Annotated in this window: 16 protein-coding genes and 1 pseudogene; 9 read left to right on the forward strand and 8 right to left on the reverse strand. The window is 70.7% G+C overall.

Annotated features, from left to right (window positions below):
* Positions 1 to 11 precede the first annotated feature (11 nt).
* A complete protein-coding gene (locus IE198_RS05805; RefSeq protein ID WP_444545422.1) occupies positions 12 to 896 on the reverse strand; it encodes a Cgl0159 family (beta/alpha)8-fold protein in 885 nt (294 codons plus the stop codon).
* The gene (iolC, locus tag IE198_RS05810; protein WP_189883318.1) at positions 893 to 2044 is read right to left on the reverse strand and encodes a 5-dehydro-2-deoxygluconokinase; all 1152 of its coding nucleotides are present in this window, start codon (positions 2042 to 2044) and stop codon (positions 893 to 895) included. Before iolC ends, IE198_RS05805 begins: the two co-directional genes overlap by 4 nt.
* A gap of 138 nt (positions 2045 to 2182) precedes the next feature.
* On the opposite strand from iolC, the gene IE198_RS05815 reads away from it, so the two are divergent.
* Entirely contained in the window at positions 2183 to 3094 is a 912-nt protein-coding gene (locus IE198_RS05815; protein WP_189883321.1) for a sugar phosphate isomerase/epimerase family protein, read from the forward strand.
* 211 nt (positions 3095 to 3305) lie between these two features.
* Positions 3306 to 3503, forward strand: coding sequence for a helix-turn-helix transcriptional regulator (locus tag IE198_RS05820; RefSeq protein ID WP_189883324.1), 198 nt, complete (start codon positions 3306 to 3308; stop codon positions 3501 to 3503).
* 79 nt (positions 3504 to 3582) lie between these two features.
* On the opposite strand, the gene IE198_RS05825 is transcribed toward IE198_RS05820, so the two are convergent.
* On the reverse strand, positions 3583 to 5967 hold the full coding sequence (locus tag IE198_RS05825) for an MMPL family transporter (protein ID WP_189883327.1): 2385 nt from the start codon (positions 5965 to 5967) through the stop codon (positions 3583 to 3585).
* A gap of 163 nt (positions 5968 to 6130) precedes the next feature.
* On the opposite strand from IE198_RS05825, the gene IE198_RS05830 reads away from it, so the two are divergent.
* From IE198_RS05830 to IE198_RS34975, 3 genes and pseudogenes are all read left to right on the forward strand, one after another.
* Entirely contained in the window at positions 6131 to 6814 is a 684-nt protein-coding gene (locus IE198_RS05830; protein ID WP_229833761.1) for a TetR/AcrR family transcriptional regulator, read from the forward strand.
* 104 nt (positions 6815 to 6918) lie between these two features.
* A complete protein-coding gene (locus IE198_RS05835; RefSeq protein ID WP_189883332.1) occupies positions 6919 to 7239 on the forward strand; it encodes a heavy-metal-associated domain-containing protein in 321 nt (106 codons plus the stop codon).
* A gap of 327 nt (positions 7240 to 7566) precedes the next feature.
* Positions 7567 to 8175: pseudogene (locus IE198_RS34975) on the forward strand (heavy metal translocating P-type ATPase); the annotation flags it as partial.
* Between the two features lie 419 nt (positions 8176 to 8594).
* Here the strand turns inward: IE198_RS34975 and IE198_RS05845 are convergent.
* The 5 genes from IE198_RS05845 to IE198_RS05865 all read right to left on the reverse strand — a co-directional run bounded on the left by IE198_RS05845 (position 8595) and on the right by IE198_RS05865 (position 15978).
* Positions 8595 to 9884 carry a citrate synthase gene (locus tag IE198_RS05845; RefSeq protein ID WP_189883338.1) on the reverse strand — a complete coding sequence of 430 codons (1290 nt, stop codon included), beginning with the start codon at positions 9882 to 9884 and terminating at the stop codon, positions 8595 to 8597.
* A gap of 247 nt (positions 9885 to 10131) precedes the next feature.
* On the reverse strand, positions 10132 to 12348 hold the full coding sequence (gene recD2, locus IE198_RS05850) for an SF1B family DNA helicase RecD2 (RefSeq protein WP_189883341.1): 2217 nt from the start codon (positions 12346 to 12348) through the stop codon (positions 10132 to 10134).
* Between the two features lie 473 nt (positions 12349 to 12821).
* Entirely contained in the window at positions 12822 to 13619 is a 798-nt protein-coding gene (locus IE198_RS05855) for a sugar phosphate isomerase/epimerase family protein (RefSeq protein WP_189883702.1), read from the reverse strand.
* A 32-nt stretch (positions 13620 to 13651) separates the two neighbouring features.
* Positions 13652 to 14830 carry a dihydrodipicolinate synthase family protein gene (locus IE198_RS05860; RefSeq protein ID WP_189883344.1) on the reverse strand — a complete coding sequence of 393 codons (1179 nt, stop codon included), beginning with the start codon at positions 14828 to 14830 and terminating at the stop codon, positions 13652 to 13654.
* Positions 14827 to 15978 carry a Gfo/Idh/MocA family protein gene (locus IE198_RS05865; RefSeq protein WP_189883347.1) on the reverse strand — a complete coding sequence of 384 codons (1152 nt, stop codon included), beginning with the start codon at positions 15976 to 15978 and terminating at the stop codon, positions 14827 to 14829. Before IE198_RS05865 ends, IE198_RS05860 begins: the two co-directional genes overlap by 4 nt.
* A 140-nt stretch (positions 15979 to 16118) precedes the next feature.
* On the opposite strand from IE198_RS05865, the gene IE198_RS05870 reads away from it, so the two are divergent.
* The 4 genes from IE198_RS05870 to IE198_RS05885 all read left to right on the forward strand — a co-directional run bounded on the left by IE198_RS05870 (position 16119) and on the right by IE198_RS05885 (position 20076).
* Positions 16119 to 17192, forward strand: a complete 1074-nt coding sequence (locus tag IE198_RS05870) for a LacI family DNA-binding transcriptional regulator (protein WP_189883350.1) — start codon at positions 16119 to 16121, stop codon at positions 17190 to 17192.
* A gap of 411 nt (positions 17193 to 17603) precedes the next feature.
* Entirely contained in the window at positions 17604 to 18044 is a 441-nt protein-coding gene (locus IE198_RS05875; RefSeq protein ID WP_189883353.1) for a DUF7144 family membrane protein, read from the forward strand.
* 317 nt (positions 18045 to 18361) lie between these two features.
* Positions 18362 to 19252: a bifunctional helix-turn-helix transcriptional regulator/GNAT family N-acetyltransferase gene (locus tag IE198_RS05880; RefSeq protein ID WP_189883356.1), complete on the forward strand. Its 891-nt coding sequence runs from the start codon at positions 18362 to 18364 to the stop codon at positions 19250 to 19252.
* Positions 19249 to 20076, forward strand: a complete 828-nt coding sequence (locus tag IE198_RS05885; RefSeq protein WP_189883358.1) for a sugar phosphate isomerase/epimerase family protein — start codon at positions 19249 to 19251, stop codon at positions 20074 to 20076. Before IE198_RS05880 ends, IE198_RS05885 begins: the two co-directional genes overlap by 4 nt.
* Positions 20077 to 20087: the final 11 nt, after the last annotated feature.

Below are 20087 nucleotides of genomic sequence, written 5' to 3' on the forward strand. Positions count from 1 at the left end.
GTCCGTATCCCCTAGAGCAGCCCGACGGCCGTGTCGACTGCGCCCGCGACATCGCCGTCGAGCGGATAGAGCAATGAGCGTCCGACCACCAGTCCCTGGACCGTGGGCAGTTGCAGCGCTCCGCGCCACTTCTCGTAGGCGCGGTCCTGGTCGTCCCCTATGTCGCCGCCGAGCAGCACCGCAGGGAGGGTGGAGGTTTCCATCACCGTCCGCATGTCGTCGGGGTCGTCGGTGACGGGCACCTTCAGCCAGGTGTACGCGGACGTGCCGGCCAGTCCGGAGGCGATGGCGATGGAACGGGTGACGGCTTCGGCGCTGAGATCGTTGCGGAGCCGGCCGTCGGTGCGGTGACAGATGAACGGCTCTATGAAGACGGGAAGCTGACACTCGGCCATCTCGTCGACCGCGCGGGCGGCGGCCGCCAGCGTGTCGAGGGAGGCCGGATCGTCGTAGTCGATGCGCAGCAGCAGTTTGCCCGCGTCGAAACAGAGCCGCTCGAGGTCGCGTGCGCGGTGACCGGTGAACCTGTCGTCGAGCTCGAAGGCGGCGCCGGCGAGTCCTCCGCGGTTCATGGAGCCCATGACGACCTTGTCATCGAGGGCGCCGAGGAGCAGCAGGTCGTCGAGGATGTCGGCGGTGGCGAGGACGCCGTCGACACCGGGGCGGGACAGGGCGAGGCAGAGCCGCTCCAGGAGATCGAGGCGGTTGGCCATGGCGAGACGGCGGTCGCCGACGGCGAGGGCACCGCGTGCGGGGTGGTCCGCGGCGATGATCAGCAGCCGTCCGCTGTCGCCGACCAGCCGGGGCCGGCGCCGTCTGCGCACGGCCGCCTCGGCGACCGCTTCGGGACGGCGGGCCCGGATCCCGACGAGCGTGGTGATGTCGACCCGGCTCACGACGGCTCCCCGCGCGCATCGTCGGAAGCGGGCTCCGCTGTCGGCGGGCATGGGGCCGCACCTCTGCCCGTCCCTTCTCCGAACCGGGCTCCTCCCCCTGCGCCTGGCGGCGCGGAGGGACCCCCAGGGCCCGCAACCGCGCTTCGCGCGGTGTCGGGGGGCGCGGCCGGGTCCGGGGGCGCGCTCGGGTCCGGTGGGAGCGGGCCGCCCGCGAGGACCATCTCCACCTCTTTCGCGTACGGCATCGCCGTCGAGCAGGCGAGCCGCGACGCCACGATCGCTCCCGCCGCGTTGGCGAACCGCATCGTCGGCTCCAACTCCCGTCCGGCGAGCAGCCCGTCGCACAGCGCCCCCCCGAACGCATCCCCTGCACCGAGGCCGTTGACGACGTCGACCGGTACGGGTGGCACCTCTGCCTGGGTGCCGTCCCGGTGCAGCGCGAGCACTCCCTTGGGGCCCTGCTTGACGACCGCGAGCTCGACCCCGGCCGCCAGCAGGGCCCGGGCGGCGGCGTGCGGCTCACGCTCGCCCGTGGCGACCTCGCACTCCTCCAGGTTGCCCACCGCGACGGTCACATGGGTCAGGGCCTGGGCGTAGTAGGCCCTTGCCTCCTGCGGATCCGGCCAGAACATCGGCCGCCAGTCGAGGTCGAACACGGTGATCCCCGACCTGGCCCGATGGGCCAGCGCCGCGAGGGTCGCCGACCGGCTCGGCTCCGCGCACAGCCCCGTACCGGTCATCCAGAAGACCCGGGCCTCGCGGATCGGCTCCAGTTCCAACTCACTTTCCCGGATCTCGAGATCGGGCGCCTTCGGCAGCCGGTAGAAGTAGAGGGGGAAGTCGTCCGGCGGAAAGATCTCGCAGAAGGCGACCGGCGTCGGGTACGCGTCCACCGGGGTCACCCAGCGGTCGTCGACGCCGAACTCCCCCAGCGCCTGGTGCAGATAGTCACCGAAGGCGTCGCGCCCCGTCCGGGTGATCACGGCGGTCCGTCTGCCCAGCCTGGCGGCGGCCACGGCGACGTTCGTCGCCGAACCGCCGAGAAACTTCCCGAAGGTCTCGACCTGCGCCAACGGGACCCCGGCACGCAGCGGATAGAGGTCGACCCCGATCCGGCCCATCGTGATCACGTCATACGGCTGAGGCATGCGCGTCCCTTCGGTTCGAACCCGCCGGTGCCGGCTGACTCCAGGTCTAGCCCTCCCCGGCGAACCCTGTCAACATTTTGTCCTTACATTCGGACCAAGCCTTGACACCTTTCTCCGGCGGCCGGAAAGCTGACCGGCATGACCTCATCCGTACCCGCCCTGAACCGCATCCGGGTCGGCTCGGCCCCCGACTCCTGGGGGGTGTGGTTCCCCGACGATCCCCGGCAGGTCCCCTGGCAGCGCTTCCTCGACGAGGTCGCACACGCCGGTTACGAGTGGATCGAGCTCGGCCCCTACGGCTATCTGCCGACCGACCCGTTCCGTCTGGCGGAGGAGACCTCGCGGCGCGGTCTCGACGTCTCGGCCGGCACCGTCTTCACCGGCCTGCACCACGGCCCCGCGGTGTGGGACGAGACATGGGCGCATGTCTCCGACATCGCGGCGCTGACCCAGGCGATGGGCGCCTCCCACCTGGTCGTCATCCCCTCCTTCTGGCGCGACGACAAGACGGGACGGGTGCTCGAGGACCGCACGCTCACCCAGGAGCAATGGCGCCACCTGACGCAGCAGACCGAGCGGCTCGGCCACGAGGTGCGCGAGCGCTACGGCCTGGAGATCGTCGTCCACCCCCACGCGGACACCCATATCGACACCGAGGAGAACGTCACCCGCTTCCTCGACGCCACCGACCCCGACCGCGTCTCGCTCTGCCTGGACACCGGTCACTACGCCTACTGCGGCGGCGACAGCGTCAAGCTCATCGAGACCTACGGGGAGCGGATCGGTTACCTCCATCTCAAGCAGGTCGATCCGCAGATCCTCGCCCAAGTCGTCGCCGACGAGGTTCCCTTCGGACCCGCGGTGGGCCGGGGTGTGATGTGCGAGCCGCCGGCCGGCGTGCCCGCGCTCGAACCCGTACTGACCGCCGCACAGTCCCTGGGGGTCGAGCTCTTCGCCATCGTCGAGCAGGACATGTATCCCTGCCCGCCGGACAAGCCCCTTCCGATCGCCGAACGAACGCGCGGTTTTCTGCGCTCCTGCGGCGTCTGACGTAATGCATCGCATCTGTCACTGATGTCGTCGTCGCATCACACATGTCTCCATTACGCGGGCATTACGTCACAGGTGCTCAACAGGCGGCCTCCTGGAGCCACTCCATGTCGTTGGGCGAGCAAAGGCTCAGTGATCGCCAGCGTCCGCGCGGCAGCTCCCCCGACGGCATACCCACCGCCTCTGCTGCGCGCGCAGGGAGGTGCCACACATGACGAACAAAAGGCTCTGGTCCTACAAGGACATCGCCGCGCACATCAGGGTGCAGCCGGACACCGTCCGCTCGTACCGCAAGCACGGTTTTCTGCCGCCACCGGACCATGTGGAGTCCGGCAAGCCGTTCTGGTACGCGGAGACGATCCGCATCTGGGTGGCCAACCGGCCCGGGAACCGGGGCCGTAGGGAGTGAGCGCCGGCGCAGGATGACAGCGGCGGCCCCGCACCGGTGACGGCTGCGGGGCCGGCCGTGCACTGCGGGACACCGTCCGTCAGACCTTCACGCCGTCCCGCTCTTCGGCGGCCGCCGCAGCGCCATCGGCCGTCTCCTCCGGCTGCCTTGACTTCGGCGATATCTCGCCCTCGCTCAGGCCGAACCGATCGTGGAAGCGGCGCAGCGGCCGCGGTGCCCACCAGGTCGCGGCCCCGGTCAGCTTCATCACCGCGGGGACCAGCAGGCTGCGCACCACCATGGCGTCCATCAGGACGGCGAGCGCGATCCCGAGGCCGAGCATCTTGGTGTTGGTCACCCGGGACATGCCGATGGCGATCATCACCACAGCGAGGATCACGGCGGCGGCGGTGATCAGCCCGCCGGTGCGCTGGAGCCCGAACCGTACGGCGTGCTCGTGGTCGCCGGTGCGGTCGTGCTCCTCCTTGATCCGGGACAGCAGGAACACCCCGTAGTCCATGGAGAGTCCGAAGGCGATGCAGAACATCAGCACCGGAAGGGTCGTCTCGATGTCACCGGTGGAGGTGAAGGACAGCAGCTCCGACAAGTTGCCGTCCTGGAAAACCCAGACGACGGCTCCGAACATCGCCGTCAGGCTGAGCGCGTTGAGCACGACGGCCTGGACGGGGATGAGCACGCTTCCCGTCAGCAGGAAGACCAGCAGCAGGGTCACCACGGCGATGATCCCCAGCGCGAGGGGCAGCCGGTCGGCTATGGCGGCCTTGGAGTCCTCCAGGACCGCTGCCCTGCCCGTCACCGACGTGTCGAACGGGGCGGAGACGTCGCGCAGTTCATGGACGAGCCGCTGCGCCTGCTCACCGACGGCCTCCCCCTCGGGCAGCACCGTGAAGTACGCCGAGGTGCCCGCGGTGACGGGGCCGTCGACCCTCAGGACGCCCGGGAGGACGGTGATCCGGTCGCGGTACTGCGCGTACTGCGCGGGTGTCGGTCCCGAGGCCGCACCCGCGGCCGGCTCGGCGAAGACCTCGAGGCCGCCGGTGGGACTGCCGGGGAAGCCGTCCCGTATCTCCTGCTGGACGATGTGGGACTCGGCGGTGCTCGGCAGCTGACGGTCGTCGGGCGTACCGAACTTGACGCCCAGGAACGGGAGTCCGAGCAGCACCAGGCCGATGACGGTGGCGAAGGCGAACAGAGGCGCCCGGCGCATCACCAGCCCGGCGAACCGCCCCCATCCGGCGCCGCCTTCCTCTGCCTGGCCCGGGGCCCCGGACGCGGCGGCGGTGGCGTCGCCTCGCCCCCGGCGGAAGAGGCGCCGCAGGTCCAGGGCGTTGACCCGGTGGCCCAGGATCATCAGCGCGGCGGGCAGCAGGATCAGCGCGGCAGCCGCGGCGAGCAGCACGACCGCGATCCCTGCGTAGGCGAAGGAACGGAGGAAGTACTGGGGGAAGACCAGCATGGCCGCGAGTGACACAGCCACCGTCAGGGCGGAGAAGAGGACCGTGCGTCCCGCGGTGCGCAGCGTCGCGCCCACCGCGTCACGCACCTCGGCACCGCCTGCCAGTTCCTCCCTGAAGCGGCGCACGATGAACAGCGCGTAGTCGATGGCGAGTCCCAGCCCGAGTGCGGTGGTGAGGTTCTGGGCGAAGACGGAGACGTCGGCGAATTCGGTGATGCCGCGCAGTACCGCGTTCGTCCCCAGAATGGCGACGATGCCGACGCCGAGCGGCAGGAGCGCTGCGACCGCGCTGCCGAAGACCATGACCAGCAGCACCAGCGTCACCGGCAGGGCGATCAGCTCGGCACGGAGCAGGTCCTCCTGGATGATCGTCGTCATTTCGTGCTGCACGGCGACCGGTCCTCCGACCGACACCTCCACCGGGCCGTGCTCCCCCCGGAAGGTGGGCGCGATCCGGTCCAGCACCTCGGCCGCTGTCTTCTCGTCGCCCTCGATACGGGCCGCGATCAGCGCGTGCCGCCCGTCTTCCGAGCGCAGGGCGGGCGTCTTGGTCTGCCAGTACGAGCCGACGCCCGTGACGCCGCCCTCCGCTGAGAGGCGCTTCGCGAGGCGGGCGGCCTTCGCGGCGACCGCCGGGTCGTCCACACCGGCCCGACCGGCGTCGACGAGGAGCAGCAGATTCGGCTGCGAGGCGGGGAAGGCCCGCTCCATGGCCTCGGTCGCATACGTCGATTCGGCGGCGGGATCCTCCCAGCCGCCGCTGCCCATGCGGTCGGCCACTCCACTGCCGGCGAAGACGGCGAGCGCGGTCAGGACCAGCGCGGCCAGCAGGGCGAGACGGGGCCGCGCCGTGACGAAGCCGGTCCATCCCCCGACACGCGACGCGCCCTCGCCGGACGGGCCCCCGCGGCGGTGCTCCTTCCCACCGGACGCCGGGCTGTCGCCGCCGGGCGGACCGCCTCCCGGCGAGGCGCTCGCGGCGCGGGGCGGGCTGTTGACTTCGGACATGCTGCGGTGTCCCCTTCACCCTGACCCGTGCGCAGGCTTCCCGGCAGGCAGCATGGGTCGACCATTGCCATAGACTGGCAAACACGAGTGATCACTCGCATTCACCAAGAATGCGAGTGCCTGCTCGTGTTTGTCAACCGTGCCAGGAAGCTGGGGATTTCACGTGCCGGAGCAGACCAAGCCGGAGCCCGCGAACACACCGGAGACGGAGTCACCGGACGCCAGGCCGCGTCGCCGCCAGGCCCGCGGCGAACGGCGCATCACCCAACTCCTCGACGCCGCGGCCAATGTCTTCTGCACCACCGGCTACACCGCGGCCAGCACCAATGCGATCGCCCGCGAGGCCGGCGTCTCGCCCGGCACGCTCTACCAGTTCTTCCCCAACAAGGAGGCCATCGCGATCGAGTTGGGCGACCGACTCCTGCACCAGTGGCGCGACTCCCACGGCGCGGCGCTGACCGCGGCGAATCTGGATCTCCCGCTCGAACAGCTCCTCGAAGCCGTGCTCGACCCACTGATCACCTTCAACGAGGAGAACCCGGCCTTCGCCGTCCTGATGCACGGACCCGACATCCCCGGACGCATCACCCAGGAGTTCGACACCGTCCACGCGGGCCTGCTCGAGAGGATCGAGGAGATCCTCACCGACTCCCTCCCGGACAGCTCCGCCACGGAGGTCCACCGGGTGTCGACCATGACGTTCGCCGTCTTCAAGGCCGGACTCGACCTGATCCTCGCCCACGAGGGAGCGGAGCGCATGGCGTACACGAACGAGTTGAAGGCGATCATGTTCCGCTATCTGCAGCCCCTTTTCTGCGGCCCGGGTGCCGGGATTTATACCCCCTAGGGGTATAGTGTTTCACGGGGCAGGAGGAAGCGGCGCCGTCCGCACCGCCGGCTCGCCATGTCCGTATCCACGTACGCGCCGAAGCCCTCGAAGAGGAGAACGCCATGACCGCCGAGACGAAGACCGGCATCGAGATCGAGGACACCCGGGCGGCAGGCTCCTGCTGCTCCCCCACCGGCTCCTGCCACGACTCCGCCGCCGCCCCCCAGGGCGGCGTGACCACCGTCTACCGGGTCACCGGCATGACCTGCGGCCACTGCGAGGGCGCTGTCAGCGGCGAGATCTCCGCGCTCCCCGGGGTCACCTCGGTGACCGCCGTCGCCGCCACCGGCCAGGTGACCGTGGTCTCCGAGGCTCCGCTGGACGACGAAGCGGTGCGCTCGGCCGTCGACGAGGCCGGTTACGAGCTGGCAGGCAAGGCCTGACCCGCACCCGGGACGCCCGGGACCACGCCCGGGCCCGGGCCGTCCCCGAGCGGTCGGCCACCGGTGGGGTACGGCCCGGCCGGCCGGTGTCCCGAACACGGAGACGTTCGAGGTGGAGCTCACCATCGGCGCAATGACCTGCGCCTCCTGCGGGGCTCGCGCCGAGAGGAAGCCGAACCGCACGGACGGCATCTCGGCCACGGGAAACCACGCGACCGCCGAAGGCGCACATCTCCTACCCGGCGCCCCGAGGCCGCCGACCTGATCGCGGCCATCGCGAGGGCCTGGTGCACGGCCGAGCAGCCGCCCGAGCCCGCCGCTGGGCCCGACCTCCCCCATGAGACGGACCCAGCCGCTGCGAAGGGCCGCACGGCCGTGTTCGCCGCGCGGAACGGCAAGACCCCGGCGCCCTCACCGTGGCCGACGCGGTCAAGGACACCGGCGCCGAGGCCGTACGGGGCCTCCGGGCGCCCGGGCTCCCTCCGGCGCTACCGACGGGCAGGACCACGGATGCGTGGTCGTTGACTCAGGCCCGTGTGGAGGGTGAACGCGGGGGTCACACCCGAGCAGACGGTCGAGGTCGTCGCACGACTGCAGGCGGAGGGCCGCACCGAGGCGATGGTCGGCGACGGCGACGCGGCGGCGACAGCGACCGCGGATCCGGGACCGGCGATGGGTACCGGTACGGATGTGGCGATCGAGGCGGGGGCCTCACCCTCGTGAGGGGTGATCTGCACCTCGCAGCGGTCGTCATCCGTCTCGCCAGGCGGACTCCGGCCACCATCAAAGGCAATCTTTACTGGGCCTTGGCTACAACGTTGCCGCACCGCCTCTGGCGGCATCCGGCCTGCTCAAACCCATGATCACCGGGTTCGCCGCGACCTTTTCATCCGTTTTGTGGTGTTCAACAGCCTGCACTTACACTCCTTCTCGTGACTACAAACAGGTCACAAGACCTTCACAAGGAGACCTAGATCACAGATATTTGGGGGTAACCATTCAGGCTCGCAGCGAGTCTAAGTGGGCGATGCCGAGAACGTCTTGGGGGACGTTCATGGGATGTCTTGGGGGACGTCCCAGGCAAGCGTTGGCCGGGGCACGTGCACCGGGGAGCTTTGAGCGGCCCTCCCGTACGTACGTACCCCGGCATACCGCGTGAGGAGCTTCTGCCTCAGCAGACGCCCGGCCGGATCCCGTGGGGGGAATCCGCTGTCGGGGAAATGGGAAGCGCCCCGCCCGCCGACCCGTGGGGGGATCGGCAGCGGGGCGCTTTCCGCTGTTCCGGGGTCCGGGGCCGCACCGGCCCCGGCCCGTACGGTGCGGGGTTCAGCGGCCCCGGCCCGGACGGTAGGGGGTCAGCGGGCCTCGACCGGGACGAAGTCGCGCAGGACCTCGCCGGTGTAGATCTGGCGCGGGCGGCCGATACGGGAGCCCGGCTCCTTGATCATCTCGTGCCACTGGGCGATCCAGCCGGGCAGCCGGCCGAGCGCGAACAGCACGGTGAACATCTCGGTCGGGAAGCCCATCGCGCGGTAGATCAGACCCGTGTAGAAGTCCACATTCGGGTAAAGGTTGCGCGATACGAAGTAGTCGTCGGAGAGCGCGTGCTCCTCGAGCTTCAGCGCGATGTCGAGCAGCTCGTCGGACTTGCCGAGTGCCGAGAGGACATTGTGCGCCGCCGCCTTGATGATCTTGGCGCGCGGGTCGAAGCTCTTGTAGACCCGGTGGCCGAAGCCCATCAGACGGACGCCGTCCTCCTTGTTCTTCACCTTGCGGATGAAGGAGTCGACATCGCCGCCGCCTGCCTGGATGCCCTCGAGCATCTCCAGCACCGACTGGTTGGCACCACCGTGCAGCGGGCCCCACAGGGCGCTGATGCCGGCGGAGATCGAGGCGAACATGTTCGCCTGCGAGGAGCCGACCAGGCGCACGGTGGAGGTGGAACAGTTCTGCTCGTGGTCCGCGTGCAGGATCAGCAGCTTGTCGAGCGCGGAGACCACGACCGGGTCGAGCTCGTACTCCTGGGCCGGGACCGAGAAGGTCATGCGGAGGAAGTTCTCGACGTACCCGAGGTCGTTGCGCGGGTACACGAAGGGGTGGCCGATCGACTTCTTATAGGCATAGGCCGCGATCGTCGGCAGCTTGGCGAGCAGCCGGATCGTCGAAAGATGGCGCTGCTTCTCGTCGAACGGGTTGTGACTGTCCTGGTAGAACGTCGACAGCGCGCTGACCACGGAGGACAGCATGGCCATCGGGTGGGCGTCGCGCGGGAACCCCTGGAAGAAGCGCTTGACGTCCTCGTGCAGCAGCGTGTGCTGCGTGATCTCACCCTTGAAGGACGCCAGCTCGTCGACGGTCGGCAGTTCGCCGTTGATCAGCAGGGAGGCCACCTCGAGGAAGGTGGAGCGCTCGGCCAGCTGCTCGATCGGGTAGCCGCGGTAGCGCAGAATGCCCTGCTCGCCGTCGAGGTAGGTGATGGCGGATTTATAGGCGGCGGTGTTGCCGTATCCGCTGTCCAGGGTGACCAGACCGGTCTGGGCTCGGAGCTTCCCGATGTCGAAGCCCTTGTCGCCGACGGTGCTCTCGACCACCGGGTAGGTGTATTCACCGTCCGCGTACCGCAGTACTACAGAGTTGTCGCTCACGTCATCCCTCACCGACGTAGTGCCTCTTCTTCGAGGTGCCCTGACTGTCTCTACCATCCCCCATTTGGCTCAGGAGAGTGCACTCGGGGTCGACCATTGGGCCTATCGGCGGCACTCAGTGCCGCCAACCTGCTCATCTTGCCCCCTTCGCCCCGGTTCTGGAAGCCGAGGTGGGGTCGAGGTGGTGTTTCCCACGCCCCGGGGAACCCGAACCGTCACCCCGCCGAGCGGCAGCGACGGGCAGCGGTCACACGGCGAGCCGGTGCGCGAGAGCCGTGCAGCGCCTGCCCGCGGAGACGGTTCGGACCGCCTGGCCTATCGCCTTGCGGGACCCGACGAGCACCACGAGCCGCTTCGCCCGGGTCACGGCGGTGTAGAGCAGGTTCCGCTGGAGCATCATCCAGGCTCCCATGGTGACCGGGACCACCACCGCCGGGTATTCGCTGCCCTGGGAGCGGTGGATCGTCACCGCGTACGCATGCGCCAGCTCGTCCAGTTCGTCGAAGTCGTACGCGATCTCTTCGTCCTCGTCGGTCAGGACGGTGAGCCGCTGGTCGTCCGTGCTGAGCGCGGTGACGACGCCCACCGTGCCGTTGAAGACGCCGTTGCGCCCCTTGTCATAATTGTTGCGGATCTGAGTGACCTTGTCGCCGACGCGGAAGACCCGGCCGCCGAACCGCTTCTCGGCGAGATCCGGCCGGGCCGGGGTGATTGCCTGCTGGAGCAGCCCGTTGAGCGTCCCCGCACCGGCCGGGCCACGGTGCATCGGCGCCAGCACCTGCACATCGCGGCGCGGATCGAGGCCGAACCTGGCCGGGACACGGCGTGCCGCCACGTCGACGGTGAGCCGTCCGGCGTCCTCCGTCTCCTCCGCCACGAACAGGAAGAAGTCCGGGAGCCCCGTGGTGATGGGCTGCAGTCCGGAGTTGATCCGGTGGGCGTTGGTGACGACGCCGGACTGCTGCGCCTGCCGGAAGATCCGGGTGAGCCTCACATTCGGAACGGGGCCGCCTTCGGCGAGCAGATCCCGCAGCACCTCGCCGGCGCCCACACTCGGCAACTGGTCGACGTCCCCCACCATCAGCAGGTGCGCGCCCGGTGCCACGGCCTTGACCAGCTTGTTCGCCAGCAGCAGGTCGAGCATCGACGCCTCGTCGACGACAACCAGGTCCGCGTCCAGCGGCCGGTCCCTGTCGTACGCCGCGTCGCCGCCGGGCTTCAGCTCCAGCAGCCGGTGCACGGTCGACGCCTCTGCGCCGGTCAGCTCGGCGAGGCGCTTGGCGGCCCGCCCGGTCGGCGCCGCAAGCACCACCTTGGCCTTCTTCGCCCGCGCCAGCTCCACCACGGAGCGGACGGTGAACGACTTGCCGCAGCCGGGCCCGCCGGTCAGCACGGCAACCTTGCTGGTCAGGGCCAGCTTCACCGCCGCCTGTTGCTCCGGTGCCAACTTCGCGCCCGTACGCTCCACGAGCCAGGCCAGCGCCTTGTCCCAGTCCACGTCCTGGAAGCCCGCCATCCGGTCTTCCCCGGCCGCCAGCAACCGCCGCACCTGCCCGGCGAGGGACAACTCCGCGCGGTGGAAGGGGACCAGATACACGGCCGTCACTGGCTCTCCCCCGTCCGGCGCCGGCACGCGCTCCCGCACGACCCCCTCCTCGTCGGCCGCGAGCTCGGCGAGGCACTCGATGACAAGGCCGGTGTCGACCTGGAGCAGCTTCACCGCGTCCGCGATCAGCTGCTCCTCCGGCAGGAAGCAGTGTCCCTGGTCGGTCGACTGCGACAGCGCGTACTGCAGCCCGGCCTTGACCCGCTCCGGGCTGTCATGGGGTATCCCGACCGCTTGCGCGATCCGGTCGGCGGTCAGGAAACCGATGCCCCACACGTCGGCCGCCAGGCGGTACGGCTGGTTCTTCACGACCGAGATCGAGGCGTCCTCGTACTTCTTGTAGATCCGCACCGCGATGGACGTCGACACGCCCACGCCCTGGAGGAAGACCATGACCTCCTTGATGGCCTTCTGCTCCTCCCAGGCCGCGCCGATCATCTTCGTCCGCTTCGGTCCGAGTCCGGGCACCTCGATGAGCCGCTTCGGCTCCTGCTCGATGACGTCGAGGGTGTCCGTGCCGAAGTGGTCGACGATCCGCTCGGCGATCTTCGGTCCGATGCCCTTGATCAGACCTGATCCGAGATAGCGGCGTATGCCCTGGATCGTGGCCGGCAGCACGGTCGTGTAGTTCTCCACGGTGAACTGCTTGCCGTACTGCGGGTGGGAGCCCCAACGGCCCTCCATCCGCAGCGACTCGCCCACCTGCGCACCCAGCAGCGAGCCGACGACGGTGAGCAGGTCACCGCCGCGCCCGGTGTCGACACGCGCCACGGTGTAGCCGTTGTCCTCGTTGGCATACGTGATCCGCTCGAGGACGCCCTCGAGCACGGCGGGTCGGAAGACGGCCGGATTGGACATGACCCGACGTTATCGCCACGGTCCGACAACGCGGACGGCCTGTGGACAACCAGGGTCGCTCCGGGCCCCGGCGTCACTCAGGAAGGAGAAAGGGGGCCCGATCGACGACCGGGCCCCTGCGCTCCCCCTCCCGTCAAGGCTCGGCGCCCTCCCCCCGGAGGCGCTCCCCCGGAGCCCTGACGACACATACGACTCCGGTCACCCAAAGTTGGTTGCACGATTGCGGGGAGTAGTTCTCGCCATGTTTTCCGCCCGGTTCCGGCCATGGGCTTCCGGTGCCGGTCGGCCGGTCTGGTCTTCTGCCCCGTGCGATGCATCTGCGGCGTCGGCGTCACCGCGCGTTCGGTGCGGCATCGGTGCTTCCGGTCGCGGCCCGGACCGGCGCACTGTCCTCGCCATGCAGGGGGCGTTCGCCGACGCGGCGGGAGGTGAGGCCGGCGACGAGCTTCAGTGTGCGGCCGGCACCCCGGTGGTCACCCCGCGCAGTCGACGAACCTCTCCACGGTCTCCGCCAGTACCTCCACCCCGTCCCTCGCCCACAGCCCGTCGTTGAACAGCTCCACCTCAATGGGCCTCGCCCAGCCCGCCGCCTCCACCCTCTCCCGCCACGCGCGCAGGTCGATCGCGCCGTCGCCGAGCTGACCTCGGCCGTTGAGTACGCCCGCAGGCAACGGGGTGGTCCAGTCTGCGAGTTGGAAGCAGTGAATCCGGCCCGCGGCTCCCGCGCGTGCCACGGCCGCCGGTGCCCGGTCGTCCCACCAGATGTGGTACGTGTCCACGACCACGCCCACCTGGTCTGCCGGGAAGCGTTCCGCCAGGTCGAGGGCCTGGTCGAGCGTCGGGACCACGCAGCGGTCGGACGCGAACATCGGGTGCAGGGGCTCGATGGCGAGACGGACGCCGCGTTCGCCGGCGTAGGGGGCCAGCACGGACAGCGCGTCCGCGATGCGTTCGCGGGCCGCGGTCAGATCGCGGCTGCCCGGCGGGAGGCCGCCCGAGACCATGACCAGCGTGTCCGTGCCCAGGACCGCCGCCTCGTCGATCGCGGCCCGGTTGTCGTCCAGGGCGCGGGCACGCTCCGCCGGATCGGTCGCGGTGAGGAAACCGCCGCGGCACAGGGAGGTGACCGCGAGCCCCGCGTCCCGTACGAGCTTGGCCGTGGCGTCCAGCCCGTACTCGGCGACCGGTTCGCGCCACAGGCCCACGGCAGGGACGCCGAGCCGGACGCACGCCTCGGTCAGTTCGGGCAGGCTCAGCTGCTTGACCGTCATCTGGTTGATGCTGAAGCGACTCAGGTCAGGGCTCACCGGGGGACTCCATAAACGTCGAGCAGGGACCGCATGCGGGACCGGGCGAGTGCCGGATCCGGGAACAGGCCCAGGCCGTCGGCCAGTTCGTACGCCCGGGCGAGGTGGGGCAGGGAGCGCGCCGACTGGAGGCCGCCCACCATCGAGAAGTGCGACTGGTGGCCGGCCAGCCAGGCGAGGAACACCACACCCGTCTTGTAGAAGCGGGCCGGCGGCTGGAACAGGTGGCGGGACAGCTCGACCGTGGGGTCGAGGAGCTTGCGGAAGCCTTCCGTGTCGCCCGTGTCCAGGACGCGCACCGCCTCCGCCGCCAGCGGACCGAGCGGGTCGAAGATGCCGAGCAGGGCGTGGCTGAAGCCGCACTCGTCGCCGGCGATCAGTTCGGGGTAGTTGAAGTCGTCGCCCGTGTAACAGCGCACGCGCTGCGGCAGTCGGCGGCGCAGGGCGATCTCCCGTCCCGCGTCCAGCAGCGACACCTTGACGCCGTCCACCTTGTCCGGGTGGGCGGCGATCACCGCCAGGAACGACTCGGTGGCCGCGTCCGGATCCGTGCTGCCCCAGTAGCCTGCCAGGGCCGGGTCGAACATCGGGCCCAGCCAATGCAGGATCACCGGCTCGGACGCCTGCCGCAGCAGGTGCTCGTAGACCGTGAGGTAGTCGTCGGCCGCGGTCGCCGCCGCGGCGAGGGCGCGGGAGGCCATCAGGATCGCCTGTGCGCCGGTGGACTCGACGAGCGCGAGCTGCTGCTCGTAGGCGTCGCGGACCTCGGCGAGGGAGGCCGGTGCGGTCAGCTGGTCCGTGCCCACCCCGCAGGCGACCGTGCCGCCGACCGCCTTCGCCTCCGCCGCGGAGCGCCGGATCAGCTCGGCCGCGCTCTCCCAGTCCAGGCCCATGCCGCGCTGTGCGGTGTCCATGGCCTCCGCCACGCCGAGCCCGTGCGACCACAGGTGGCGGCGGAAGGCGAGGGTGGCCTCCCAGTCGACGGCGCTGGGGTTCCCCCCGGCGAAGCCAGGGGGAGAGTCGGGGCTGGTGTCGGCGTACGGGTCGGCCACCACGTGGGCGGCGGAGAAGACCGTACGGGAGGCGAGAGGGGCACCGGACGTGAAGGTCAGGGGCTCGGTGCGTGGCTCGTACGCCGCCAAGCTACCGTCCGGGCGCGGCAGTTGGATCGTCACAGCGTCAGCTCCGGCACGTCGAAGCGGCGGCCTTCGGCGGAGCTGCGCAGGCCGAGCTCGGCGAGCTGCACACCGCGCGCACCCGCCAGCAGGTCCCAGTGGTACGGCTCGTCGAGGGCGACATGGCGCAGGAACAGCTCCCACTGGACCTTGAATCCGTTGTCGAACTCGGTGTTGTCGGGAATCTCCTGCCACTGGTCGCGGAAGGACTCGGTGACCGGCAAGTCCGGGTTCCACACCGGCTTCGGGGTGGCGGAGCGGTGCTGGGCCCTGCAGTTGCGCAGGCCGGCGACGGCCGAGCCGTGCGTGCCGTCGACCTGGAACTCGACGAGTTCGTCGCGATTGACCCGTACCGTCCAGGAGGAGTTGATCTGGGCGACCGCGCCGCCCTCCAGCTGGAAGATGCCGTACGCGGCGTCGTCGGCGGTCGCCGCGTACGGCCTGCCCTGCTCGTCCCACCGCTGAGGGACGTGCGTGGCGATGTGCGCGTTGACGGAAGTGACCCGGCCGAACAGCTCGTGCAGCACGTACTCCCAGTGCGGGAACATGTCGACGGTGATCCCGCCGCCGTCCTGTGTCCGGTAGTTCCAGCTCGGCCGCTGCGCCTCCTGCCAGTCGCCCTCGAAGACCCAATAGCCGAACTCGCCGCGCACGGACAGGATCCGGCCGAAGAAACCGCCCTCGATGAGGCGCTTCAGCTTCAGCAGGCCCGGCAGGAAGATCTTGTCCTGGACGACGCCGTGCTTGATGCCCCTGCTCTCGGCGAGGCGGGCCAGCTCGAGGGCACCGGCGAGATCGGTTGCGGTCGGCTTCTCGGTGTAGACGTGCTTGCCCGCCGCGATGGCCTTCTTCAGGGACTCGAAGCGGGCGGAGGTGACCTGCGCGTCGAAGTAGATGTCGATGCTCTCGTCAGCGAGGACGGCGTCGTCATCGGTCGAGAACTCGGTCAGTCCGTGCTGCTCGGCAATCTCACGCAGCGCGTGTTCACGCCTGCCGACGAGCACCGGCTCGGGCCAGAGCACTTCGCCGCCGCCGAGGTCGAGACCACTCTGTTCGCGGATGGCGAGGAGGGAGCGCACCAGGTGCTGGCGGTACCCCATCCGACCGGTGACGCCGTTCAAGGCGATCCGCACGGTTCTGCGTGTCACGAAGTGCCTCCCCGTCCTTCATCCCGGTTCTTCCGCGTTCCCTCGACCTGAACGTAGCAAGCGCTTTCTAGGCGATATGAAGCTAGCCTGCCGACAGCGGCCCGGACAAGGGGCCGCTCCAGCTCCCACGGAGGAAAGCGATGACAGTCACCCTGGCGGATGTGGCGGCCCGCGCCCGGGTGTCCCCGGCGACCGTCTCCCGCGTACTGAACGGCAACTATCCGGTCGCCGTGTCGACACGCGAACGGGTGCTGCGCGCGGTGGACGAACTCGACTACGTCCTCAACGGTCCCGCGAGTTCGCTCGCCGCCGCGACGTCCGACCTCGTCGGCATCCTCGTCAACGACATCGCCGACCCCTTCTTCGGGATCATGGCCGGAGCGGCGCAGACCGAGATCGGTGGGCAGGAGGGAACGGGTCGGGCAGGCGGCGAGAAGCTCGCCGTCGTCTGCAACACCGGCGGCTCACCCGAACGCGAACTCACCTACCTCACCCTGCTGCAGCGCCAGCGGGCTGCGGCCGTCGTCCTCACCGGCGGCGCACTGGAGGACCCCGGCCACACGGCTGCCATGACCGCGAAGCTCGCCAGGCTCGCGGACGCGGGGACACGGATCGTGCTGTGCGGCCGCCCCCCGCTGCCCGGCAGTGACGCGGTCGCCGCCGCGCTCGCCTTCGACAACCGCGGCGGCGGCCGGCGGCTCACCGAACACCTGATCACGCTCGGACACCGGCGCATCGGCTACGTCGCCGGCCCCGTGGAACGCACCACGACCCGCCACCGGCTGGAGGGCCACCGGACGGCGATGGCGGCGGCAGGGCTCTGCGGGGACGCCGCGGAGCGGGAACGGCTGACGGTCCACGGCCCGTACGACCGCCGTTCCGGCTACGACGCCACCCTCGAACTCCTGCGCAGGAAACCAGACCTGACCGCGATCGTCGCCGCGAACGACACCGTCGCACTGGGCGCGTGCGCGGCGCTGCGGGACCAGGGCCTGCGGATACCGCAGGACATCTCCGTCGCGGGCTTCGACGACCTCCCCTTCTCCGTGGACGCCGTCCCCGCGCTCACGACGGTCCGTCTCCCCCTCTTCGCGGCGGGCGCGAGGGCCGGCCGCCTGGCCATGGGCAAGGAAGCGCCACCGCCGGGCGGTATCGCGACGATCGCGGCGGAACTGATGGCCCGCGACTCGACGGCCCCGCCCCGCGAGGGGTGACGGACAGGTCGTGACACGGCCGCGCCCCGATCAGGCGCGCGGCCGTGAGCGACGCGGGCGGGGCAGGCCGGCCGGCCCGGCCCGGGCAGCACCCGGACGCGGGCATGGGCAACGGCCGCGCCTCGGGCCTGCCTGACCCGGCGTCGGCCCGCCGTCGTACCAGCGGCGGTCCTGACCCGCACGGCCCCCGCCCGGCAGCGGCTGTATGCGCCGGCCGGGAGCCCGGACCGGCAGCGAACGCAGCCGCCGACGACCGCCGCGGCCCGGCGACCGGCGGCGCGTGCCGGGCCGGGCCGGGCCGGGCCGGGAGGGTCACCCGAATGGCCCACACCGCTCGCCGTCACCGCAGCTCCACCGCAGGCTGGAGCCCCTTGCCCCACAGGGGCGGAGACGGAGAGACGGAGAACGATCATGGCCAACGCAACCCGAAGCACCGGTCACGCCCCGCACACGGGACGCGCCACGCGGGCCTGGGCGGCCGGCGGGACCGTGCTCGCCGGTGTCCTGCTGCTCATGGAAGGCGTCCTCGGGATCCTCGCCGGTATCGCCGCCATCGCCGAGGACGACGTGTACACCCAGGTGGGCGACTACGTCTTCGAGTTCAACCTCACCGCCTGGGGCTGGATCCATCTGATCCTCGGTGTCCTGCTGGCCGTCACCGGCTGGGGCATCCTGCAGGGCGCAGCCTGGGCCCGGGGACTCGGCGTGGGGCTGGCCGCGCTGTCCGTGGTGTTCCAGTTCATGTGGCTGCCGTACCAGCCGATCTGGGCCGTCGTGTGCATCGCGATCGGCGTGTTCGTCATCTGGGCGCTGTGCACCGATCGCGGCCGCACGTCCGCCCCGGCGCCCTGATCCCGCGCCCGTCGGTCGACGGGATGCTCGCGGAGCGCGGCCGAGGCCAGTTGCCACGGCCGCGCGGCAGCGCGCACCGAGCGAGCCGGAAGGCCGGGTCGCGTCCCGTCCACCGTCGCGGGAGCACACCGTGACCCGCGAAGCACCCGCAGGACCTCACCGGTCGGGCATCTGGCCCCCGCAGACCCGCGCCCTCTTCCCTCTTGTGCTGCCCGCGCTGCTCATCGGTGTCGGGTCCGGGCTCGTGCTGCTCGGGGTCAGCCGGCTCGCCGAACGGGTCCAGCACTGGCTCTGGAACACCTTGCCCCACGGGCTCGGTGTCTCCGGCACCTCCACGCCGGCATCTGTACACGCCCTACACGCTCACCGAGTCACGGGTCCTGTACGAGCTCGCGCACGGCACCCGTAGAGACGCCGCCGACCTCCGCGTCGAGCTCTCGCTCGACGCCGCTTACCTCAGCCGGCTACTCGCCGGGTTCGAGCGGGACGGGCTCGTCGAGCGGGCGCCGTCCGAGCGGGACCCCCGGCGGCAGCGGATCACGCTCACCGAGCGTGGCCGGGAGGCCGTCGCGCTGCTCGACGAGCGGTCGCGACAAGCGGTCGGCACGCTGGTCGACGCGGTGCCCGAGCAGGACCGGGAGCGCCTGTCCGGGGCGCTGCGCACCGTACGGGAGCTGCTGTCGGCGGCCCGCCCGGGCGCCGCACCACCGGAGCCGGTACTGCGCGGACCCGGCCCCGGTGACCTCGGATGGATCGTCCAGCGCCACGGCGCGCTGTACGCCGCGGAGTACGGGTGGGACGCCGGCTTCGAGGGCCTGGTCGCCCGGATCGTCGCGGATTTCGCGCAGGACCACGACCCGCACCTGGAGCGGGTGTGGATAGCGGAGCTGGACGGGCGGCCGGTGGGCTCCGTGATGTGCGTACGGGACGGGACACCGGCGACGGCCCGACTGCGGCTGCTGCTGGTCGAGCCCGAGGTGCGGGGCCACGGTCTTGGTGACCGGCTGGTGCGCACAGCCGTGGATTTCGCGCGCGAGGCCGGGTACCGGGACATGGTGTTGTGGACCAATGACGTACTGGCCGGGGCCCGCCGGATCTACCAGCGGGCCGGGTTCACCCTCGTCGCCGAGAAACCGCACCGTTCGTACGGGGCGGATCTGATCGGTCAGGACTGGCGGCTGGAGCTGCGGAAAGGAACGGATCGATGAAGTTCGCCCTCTCGACCCTCGGCGTGCCGGGCAGGCCGCTGCAGGAGGTGGCCCGTCTCGCCGCCGACAGCGGATACCAGGGCGTCGAGCTGCGCGCCCATCCGGAGGAGCCGGTTCATCCGGGCATCGGCACGACGGAAAGGGCGGAGGCCGTCCGGGAGTTCGAGCGCGCGGGCGTCGAGATCCTGACCGTCGCCGGGTACGCGCGCATCGCGGCGGTGGGCGAGGACGGCCCCGTGATCAAGGAGATGGAGCGCCTCTGCCGACTGGCCAAGGACCTCGGCGCGTCGTTCGTCCGTGTCTTCCCCGGCGGTGGCGACCTGCCCCCGGCCGAGGCCGACGCCATCGCGGCGCGCCGGCTCGGGGCCGCCGCGGAGACCGCGGCCGATCTGGGTGTACGGATCCTGCTGGAGACGCACGACTCGCACCGCACGGGCGCCGACGTCACCCGCGTGCTGGGGCTGGTCGGCCACAAGCACGCGGGCGCACTGTGGGACGTGCTGCACACGTGGATCGGAGGTGAAGCGCCCGAGGCGACCCACGCGGCACTGAGCCCGTTCCTCGGATACATCCAGGTCAAGGACGTGGCCTCGCGTGACGACCTGGCCCCGCTCCCGCTGGGGCGGGGCGTGCTGCCGCTCGCCGAGTGCCTTGCGCTCGCGGACCCGGACGGCTGGGTGTGCTGGGAGTACGAGAAGCGCTGGTATCCGACGGCGCCGGAGCTGCCGGGCCTGCTGACGGCCGGGCGCGAGCATCTCCTCGCAGTGATCCGGGACCGGGACGCCGGGGACGGTTCGGCGGCCGCCGAACCTTCCGGCACCTAGCGTGCACGGGA

The sequence above is a fragment of the Streptomyces xantholiticus genome (assembly GCF_014651015.1).
Taxonomy (GTDB): domain Bacteria; phylum Actinomycetota; class Actinomycetes; order Streptomycetales; family Streptomycetaceae; genus Streptomyces; species Streptomyces xantholiticus.

What these genes read in the sequence shown, in the direction of transcription:
- IE198_RS05820 (WP_189883324.1), top strand. Translation starts at nt 3,306, where the DNA reads ATGACGAACAAAAGGCTCTGGTCCTACAAGGACATCGCCGCGCACATC.
- IE198_RS05855 (WP_189883702.1), bottom strand. Translation starts at nt 13,619, where the DNA reads ATGACGGTCAAGCAGCTGAGCCTGCCCGAACTGACCGAGGCGTGCGTC.
- IE198_RS05885 (WP_189883358.1), top strand. Translation starts at nt 19,249, where the DNA reads ATGAAGTTCGCCCTCTCGACCCTCGGCGTGCCGGGCAGGCCGCTGCAG.
- IE198_RS05870 (WP_189883350.1), top strand. Translation starts at nt 16,119, where the DNA reads ATGACAGTCACCCTGGCGGATGTGGCGGCCCGCGCCCGGGTGTCCCCG.
- IE198_RS05815 (WP_189883321.1), top strand. Translation starts at nt 2,183, where the DNA reads ATGACCTCATCCGTACCCGCCCTGAACCGCATCCGGGTCGGCTCGGCC.
- iolC (WP_189883318.1), bottom strand. Translation starts at nt 2,044, where the DNA reads ATGCCTCAGCCGTATGACGTGATCACGATGGGCCGGATCGGGGTCGAC.
- IE198_RS05835 (WP_189883332.1), top strand. Translation starts at nt 6,919, where the DNA reads ATGACCGCCGAGACGAAGACCGGCATCGAGATCGAGGACACCCGGGCG.
- recD2 (WP_189883341.1), bottom strand. Translation starts at nt 12,348, where the DNA reads ATGTCCAATCCGGCCGTCTTCCGACCCGCCGTGCTCGAGGGCGTCCTC.
- IE198_RS05875 (WP_189883353.1), top strand. Translation starts at nt 17,604, where the DNA reads ATGGCCAACGCAACCCGAAGCACCGGTCACGCCCCGCACACGGGACGC.
- IE198_RS05825 (WP_189883327.1), bottom strand. Translation starts at nt 5,967, where the DNA reads ATGTCCGAAGTCAACAGCCCGCCCCGCGCCGCGAGCGCCTCGCCGGGA.